Source organism: Nostoc sp. DedQUE08 (assembly GCF_034530895.1).
GTDB lineage: Bacteria > Cyanobacteriota > Cyanobacteriia > Cyanobacteriales > Nostocaceae > Nostoc.
Map to the genome: position 1 here is coordinate 112,425 of NZ_JAVRCD010000007.1, position 6,967 is coordinate 119,391.

General features: G+C 42.3%; 8 protein-coding genes. 4 read left to right on the forward strand and 4 right to left on the reverse strand.

The window, feature by feature from the left end; all coding sequences use genetic code 11:
- Positions 1 to 109: 109 nt before the first annotated feature.
- From RMY64_RS06890 to RMY64_RS06900, 3 genes are all read right to left on the reverse strand, one after another.
- Positions 110 to 826, reverse strand: coding sequence for a pirin family protein (locus RMY64_RS06890; protein WP_322699656.1), 717 nt, complete (start codon positions 824 to 826; stop codon positions 110 to 112).
- Between the two features lie 256 nt (positions 827 to 1,082).
- Positions 1,083 to 1,652, reverse strand: a complete 570-nt coding sequence (dps, locus tag RMY64_RS06895) for a DNA starvation/stationary phase protection protein Dps (protein WP_322683030.1) — start codon at positions 1,650 to 1,652, stop codon at positions 1,083 to 1,085.
- Between the two features lie 116 nt (positions 1,653 to 1,768).
- Positions 1,769 to 2,818 (reverse strand): aldo/keto reductase, encoded by a 1,050-nt coding sequence (locus RMY64_RS06900; RefSeq protein WP_322699657.1) that lies wholly within the window; start codon positions 2,816 to 2,818, stop codon positions 1,769 to 1,771.
- 16 nt (positions 2,819 to 2,834) lie between these two features.
- Here RMY64_RS06900 and RMY64_RS06905 point away from each other — a divergent pair, with 16 nt between their 5' ends.
- Together RMY64_RS06905 and RMY64_RS06910 are read left to right on the forward strand one after the other, a co-directional pair.
- On the forward strand, positions 2,835 to 2,996 hold the full coding sequence (locus RMY64_RS06905; protein ID WP_322699658.1) for a hypothetical protein: 162 nt from the start codon (positions 2,835 to 2,837) through the stop codon (positions 2,994 to 2,996).
- Between the two features lie 306 nt (positions 2,997 to 3,302).
- On the forward strand, positions 3,303 to 3,908 hold the full coding sequence (locus RMY64_RS06910; protein WP_322670991.1) for a Uma2 family endonuclease: 606 nt from the start codon (positions 3,303 to 3,305) through the stop codon (positions 3,906 to 3,908).
- Here the strand turns inward: RMY64_RS06910 and RMY64_RS06915 are convergent.
- Entirely contained in the window at positions 3,885 to 4,070 is a 186-nt protein-coding gene (locus RMY64_RS06915; protein ID WP_322699659.1) for a hypothetical protein, read from the reverse strand. The genes RMY64_RS06910 and RMY64_RS06915 overlap by 24 nt on opposite strands.
- A gap of 126 nt (positions 4,071 to 4,196) precedes the next feature.
- On the opposite strand from RMY64_RS06915, the gene RMY64_RS06920 reads away from it, so the two are divergent.
- Positions 4,197 to 4,604, forward strand: a complete 408-nt coding sequence (locus RMY64_RS06920; protein ID WP_322683033.1) for a thiol-disulfide oxidoreductase DCC family protein — start codon at positions 4,197 to 4,199, stop codon at positions 4,602 to 4,604.
- Positions 4,605 to 4,989: 385 nt separating this feature from the next.
- On the forward strand, positions 4,990 to 6,837 hold the full coding sequence (gene treZ / locus RMY64_RS06925) for a malto-oligosyltrehalose trehalohydrolase (RefSeq protein WP_322683034.1): 1,848 nt from the start codon (positions 4,990 to 4,992) through the stop codon (positions 6,835 to 6,837).
- The last annotated feature ends 130 nt before the right edge of the window (positions 6,838 to 6,967 follow it).

The following is a 6,967-nucleotide window of genomic DNA, read 5'->3' on the forward strand; positions in this document are numbered from 1 at the left end:
GCATTTGCAGGATATTCTTTGCCTTCACGGAACACGCAAACATACTTAAATAGTAAACTTCTGAGTAAAAGGCTCATTTAAATGAGCCTTTTACTAGAGAAAAGAGATATTAGCCTAAATCGAAAAGCAAGATTTCGCCGCCGATGTTGGTGCTAATTTCTAGCTGTTCTTCGCCGTTGATTTGCACACCATCGCCTGCTCTGAGTTCTTCACCATTTAAGTTAACTATGCCTTGGGCTATTTGTAACCAGGCATAACGACCAGGTTTAACTTGATAATTAACAACATCACCATCCTCTAAAACAGATGTGTATAAATCAACATCTTGGTGAATTGTCACAGCACCATCGCGCCCATCCCTAGCAGCAATTAAGCGGAGTTTACCGCGCTTTTCTTCGATAGGAAAAGCTTTTTGTTCATATCTTGGCGTTATTCCTTCTCGATCGGGAAGAATCCAGATTTGTAGTAAATGGAGTGGTTCAGTTGGTGAAGGATTAAATTCACTGTGGCTGATTCCAGTTCCAGCGCTCATAATTTGGGCATCACCAGGGCGAATTACCGAGCCAGTACCCAAGCTGTCTTTATGCTCTACAGCACCTTCTAAGACATAAGTGAGGATTTCCATGTCACGATGACTGTGGGTAGGGAATCCAGCACCAGGGGCGATGCGATCGTCGTTAATTACCCGCAGAGAGCGAAATCCCATACGGTTGGGATCGTAAAAACTACCGAAGGAAAATGTGTGATAGCTATCGAGCCAGCCCATTTTTGCATGACCACGGGCATTGCGATCGTGAATTAAGTGGGTAATTGTATTTTGAGACATAGATTTACCTCGCTGTTAATTAGTTGGTAAGCTTAAAAAAACCAAATCTTGTTGTTAGCGATCGCTAATCAAATATGGTTAAGTAAATGTGTAGCGCTTTATCGAATATAATTTTTAGTTTTGAACTTTTTTTACCTAGTTTTGAACTATTTAAATAGTAAAGCATATACATATAAAAAGAAAAGTACGCACTTAAAAGTGACGTACTTACCAAAAAGATACTATTAGATTTGAAAAAGCGGATTCTCAAAAGTGCTTATCTAAAAGCAGGAACTTTTTGAGGTTGAGTAGCACCCGCTTTGCCATTTTCTCCTTTGATTTCTGCTATTTGCAAATGAGCTTCTAAGAACCAGAGTCGTTTGTCAATGGTGCGAGAAATTTCGGTGTAAAGGTCAGCAGTATCGAGGTCGCCTAATTCATCAGTTTTATCGATCGCTTCCCGGAGATGTTTACCATAGGATGCATAACGATCTGACAAGGCTGTTACATGGTCTTTACCATCCAAAATATCTAAGGGATATTCTGGCAAAATTGAATTACTAGCTGCGGCGCGGGCTGTTCCAAAAGCGTATCCGCCTAAAGCTGTAACGCGTTCAGCGACCATATCGATGTATCCTTCTAATTCCCCAGCAAGTTCATCAAATAATAGGTGTAGCTGGTAAAAGTCAGTTCCTTTAACGTTCCAGTGCGCTTGCTTTGCTTGGGTTTTCAAATCCGAAGTAGCTGCCAAGGTTTGGTTGAGAAGTACCACGATTTGCACTCGCGCTTCGGCGGGAATATCAATACGGGTAGGGTACAAACGTGATGCAATGGTGTTGTCGCTCATGATTCTACGTTGTTAATGCCTTTTACATCTAACTCTACAGAATTGTTTGGCTTGGCGAAACTCTCTGACGACCGATTGAATTAATGCCTGAATATGTTAAACTTTATGACTATTAGTCAAATACGGTGGTTTTTTATAGTATTAAAAGTACCACCAAAAAGGCGATCGCGAATTATGTCATTGTGCAAAAAGTCATGGGGAAAACCCAATTCAATTTGACTGATTTCATCTAACCGTTGCAGATGTTCTGGCGAAAGTGTGACTTCTATTGAAGCTAAGTTATCTTGAAACTGCGTTAATTTACGTGCGCCAATAATCGGAATAATCACACCACTTTGAGCGCGTAACCAAGCTAATGCTACCTGTGAAGGTGTATGGCCAATTTCTGTTGCAACTTGACTAACAACTTCAGCGATCGCTAAATTCTTTTCAGAAATACCTCCGCCTAAAGTTTCGAGTCGCCCTTGTTCAGCGCCTCCTTGAGAAGACCGATTATATTTACCTGTTAACACACCACCACCCAAAGGCGACCACGGTGTTACTGCTAAATCGAAGGCTTTAGCTAGCGGTAGCAAATCTCGTTCTGGTGTTCGCTGAATCAAACTATACTCAATTTGCAGGGCGACAAACTGCGTCCATCCTTGATAATGGGCGATGGTATTTGCTTGGGAAACGATCCAAGCGGGTGTGTCAGAAATGCCGATGTAAAGTACTTTACCTTGACGCACTACATCATCAAGCGATCGCAAGACTTCTTCAATTGGTGTTGTGAAATCCCAAGCGTGCAACCAGAATAAATCAATGTAATCGGTATTCAGCCGTTTCAGACTACCTTCCAAAGACTGAATTAAATTCTTGCGATGGTTTCCACTGGCGTTAGGGTCACCCTTTTGATCGTTCATCCGCAAGGGAAAGGAATATTTTGTCGCAACTACAAAGCGTTCGCGTTCTTTAGCAATCAACTCGCCAACAATTTTTTCACTGCTACCATCGGTATAACCGTTGGCGGTGTCAATGAAATTTCCGCCTGCTTCTGCATAGCTATCAAAGATTTTCCGACTTTCGTCAACAGATGCACCCCAACCCCAATCTTCACCAAAGGTCATGGTTCCCAAGGAGAGTTCAGAGACTCTTAACCCGCTTTTACCCAAGAGTTTGTATCTCATGAATATTTTCTCATTAATGAAAAAACTATGGCATTTACCATTCCAAGGGCATGATAACTGGAAATCGGGGACGATGTTTGAAGACAAACCGTTTAGTATTTGTATTGTCGTGCTATTTAAATACGGCGATCGCTTTGTAATACTACTTGGATTAAGGCTAAAAAATAAAAATGTGTAGGTTACGCTAAAGCGTAACCCAACCTACAAAAATAAATTATTAAATATACTTTTGTTTTAATAATATAGATTTTTTTGCTAAAAAATAAGAATGTTAATTGTTTTTGGTAAGAGTAATCTATATAAACATTTTATAGTCCTTTGTAAACTATGATTGTAGGGCTTTCATGCTGTATAAAAGCATCGTGATATAAATTAAAAAATGGATTGTTTTAGGATTTTATTAATTATCCTGCGATCGCAGACCATGCTGTAGGGGCATAGCAATGCTGTATAATAAGCCTACGTCAAGTCAAAACAAGACATAATGACCTATACCTCGCCCAAACTGCTTACCTTCGAGGAATTTATAGCTCAATATGGCGATAATACACGCTACGAATTAATCGACGGACAATTAAGAGACATGGAACCTACAGGGCCACACGAAGCTGTTGCTGGTAGTATTGCTGGTAGAATCTATGTCGAAATTTTTAATTCTAATTTCAACTGGCTAGTTCCAAAAACTTGTCTAATTAAACCGCCTGCGGCTGAAGCCACAGCACTGCGTCCTGATGTAATTGTTTTAGATAAAGCAGAACTTAGTAAAGAACCACTTTGGCAAAAAGAACCAATAATTTGTAACGGCAATACAATCAAACTTGTTGCTGAAGTTGTGAGTACTAATTGGCAAGATGATTATGCAAGAAAAGTGGAAGAATACGCTTTTCTTAACATCCCAGAATATTGGATTGTGGACTTTCGTGGCTTGGGTGGTTTGCAGTTTATCGGCAATCCTAAACAACCAACATTTACGATTTGTCAGTTAGTTAATGGTGTGTACCAGCAACAACAATATCGCTTAGGAGATACTATTTCTTCTGGTGTCTTGCCAAATTTACAACTAAAGCTAGACGACATTATGCATATTTAAACTGGAGACTGGTTCGGTGAGGCAAGAGCGATCGCTATGGTTTTCTAAGCTAGAATACCAAAGTTGTGTTTTAGATATAGCTGTTGCCAGGTAGATTAGGACATAATGACAAGCGTAAATCTCAGGAATAGCAAGGTTTTTACCACCTGCCTTCTGCCTCACTTCTCTACGAGAGGCTGCGCCAACGACTACGCCCTTCGACGCCGCTCAGGCTAAACTCAGTGACCACCTGCCTCCTGCCTCCTGCTATACATCCGACAATTCAATTGCCAAAGAGCCATTATTTTTATGAATTACTTCGTAATCTACGACGGGAATTGTAATCTCTGCGTTACCCTAGTGCAATTGCTAGAAACCTTAGACCAAGGAAAGCTGTTTCGCTACAGTCCCATGCAAGATGAGCAGACAATTTTACAGTGGGGAATTTCAGCCCAAGATTGCGAACAGGGGATGATTTTAATTGATGGCAATGCCCCTCAAAGACGTTGGCAAGGCAGTAATGCAGCAGAAGAAATTGGGCGGTTATTGCCAGCAGGAAGTATATTTGTAGACGCTTATCGAGCATTACCGGGGATGAAATGGGCAGGCGATCGCTTTTACGAGCAAATCCGCGATAACCGCTACGCAATCTTTGGTAAACGTTCTAATACATATCAATCATCGTACTGTGTAGATGGTAGCTGCAAGCCAACTTAAGCTCAAATGCTTGCCCCACATACGCTTTACCCTACCCCAACCCCTCCCCTTGGCAAGGGGAGGGGCGGTTTTGGCTTTAGACAAAACCGGGGTGGGGTGACGCGGATAGTGATGGTAAACGAGTGGATTTAATATCAGGTGATTATAGAGCTTTCACGTGAAGTTGACACCAATGCTTCTGCCCCCTGCCTCCTGCCTTCTGCCCCTTTGGTCATTAGACAGAGTTTATTTTAGTCAAAAATCCCCCTCCAGATGCTAGCAAAATGTCTGCTAGACCAACCATTATGCTATCTGGCGTCTTTGTAAACATTGTGCAATCAATGACATTTGCGATCGCGCCATACCATAATTTGGCACAACAAAGAATCTGACGGGAGGATACTGCGTGAAAATTGGTGCTCAATACTTAGGTAACGGAGAGTGTGAATTTACAGTTTGGTCTCCGCTATTAGATAGCGTCACGGTAAAAATTTTGACGCCAGAACAGCAGTTAATTCCCCTCAAGCCTCAATCTGAGGGATACTGGCACACGAAAGTCAACGATGTGTATCCGGGTACGCTTTATCGGTATGTCTTGAATGGCCAAGACAACTTTGCCGATCCGGCGTCGCAGTATCAACCGGAAGGGGTACATGGGCCGTCGCAAATTGTCGATCATGACTTTGAGTGGACTGATGAAGGATGGGCGGGCATTCCTGTAGAGTCGATGATTTTCTATGAAGTTCACGTTGGCACATTCACGCCGGAAGGAAGTTTCACCGCCATTATTCCCCGTTTACCAGAACTGAGAGAACTGGGAATTAACGCCATTGAAATCATGCCGATCTCCCAGGTTCCGGGAGACACTCATATTGAAGCATCTCTGGCATACCGCAACTGGGGCTATGATGGCGTTTATCCTTATGCTGTCCAAAATTCCTATGGTAGTCCAGCCGAACTCAAGCAACTGGTAAATGCTTGCCATCAAAATAATATCGCCGTTGTGCTGGATGTGGTGTATAACCACTTTGGGCCGGAAGGCAACTATATGAGTCAGTTCGCGCCCTACTTTACTAAAACCTATAAAACGCCGTGGGGCGAAGCAATGAATTTCGATGATGCCCATAGTCAGGGTGTGCGAAATTATTTTATCGAAAATGCGCTTTACTGGTTGGGCGAATTCCACATTGATGCATTGCGGCTGGATGCCATTCAAGCAATTTATGACTTGGGAGCCAAGCATTTTTTATGGGAATTGGCGGAAGCAGTTCATCATTTCTCACAACAAGGACAAAGATGGAAACGCCATCTGATAGCCGAAAGTGACTTGAATAATCCGCGAATAATTCGTCCAGCAGAATTGGGTGGATATGGACTCGATGCTCAGTGGAGTGATGATTTTCACCACGCATTGCATACATTGTTGACAGGCGATCGCCAAGGATATTATCAAGATTTTGGGAAATGTGCCGATCTAGCAAAAGCTTATAGCGATACTTTTGTCTACGATTGGAAATACTCGCCCGATCGCAAACGATTTCATGGCTTATCTTGCCGCGATCGCCCTTTGTCACAGTTTACAGTCTGTATTCAGAATCACGATCAAATCGGCAATCAAATGAAAGGAGAACGCCTCGGCCAGAAAATCTCTTTTGAGGGATTGAAATTAGGTGCTGGGGCTGTGCTGCTATCGCCCAACTTACCCCTGTTGTTCATGGGAGAGGAATACGGCGAAACTGCACCCTTTATTTACTTTGTCAGTCACTCCGATCCAGATTTAATTCAAGCAGTTCGAGCCGGACGCAAACAAGAGTTTGAAGCATTTCACTTCGCAGACGATCCCCCAGATCCAGAATCATCAGAAACTTTCCTTAAGTCTAAACTTAATTGGGAATTACGCAATCAAGGAAATCACAAAGTTCTCTGGGATTGGTATCGTCAGTTAATTAATTTACGGAAGACACATCCAGCCCTGCTCAACCAAGACCGCAATTTCATCGAAGCAACTAGCGATGAAGAGAAAGAGATAGTCATCGTGCGGCGTTGGTGCGAATCGAGTGAAATAATATTTGTGATGAATTTCAATTCGTCGGCAGTGACAGTAACTTTGCCGTTTGAGCAAAATGCTAATAAATTGTTAGACTCTGCTGATACCTCATGGTCTGGGCATGGTTCTGAAGCTGCTGAACATCTGTCTGCGGGCCAAGAAGTGAAATTGCAACCTACTAGTTTAGTACTCTATGAAAAAGGATGAGGGAGATAGTTAGAACTTAAAGTTTCAGTCTTATAACCTCAAGGTTCGAGCAAAAAGGCTTAATGTTCGAGCATAAAGGCTTAAGGTTCGAGCATTAAGGCTTAATGTTTGAGCATAAAGGCTTAATGTT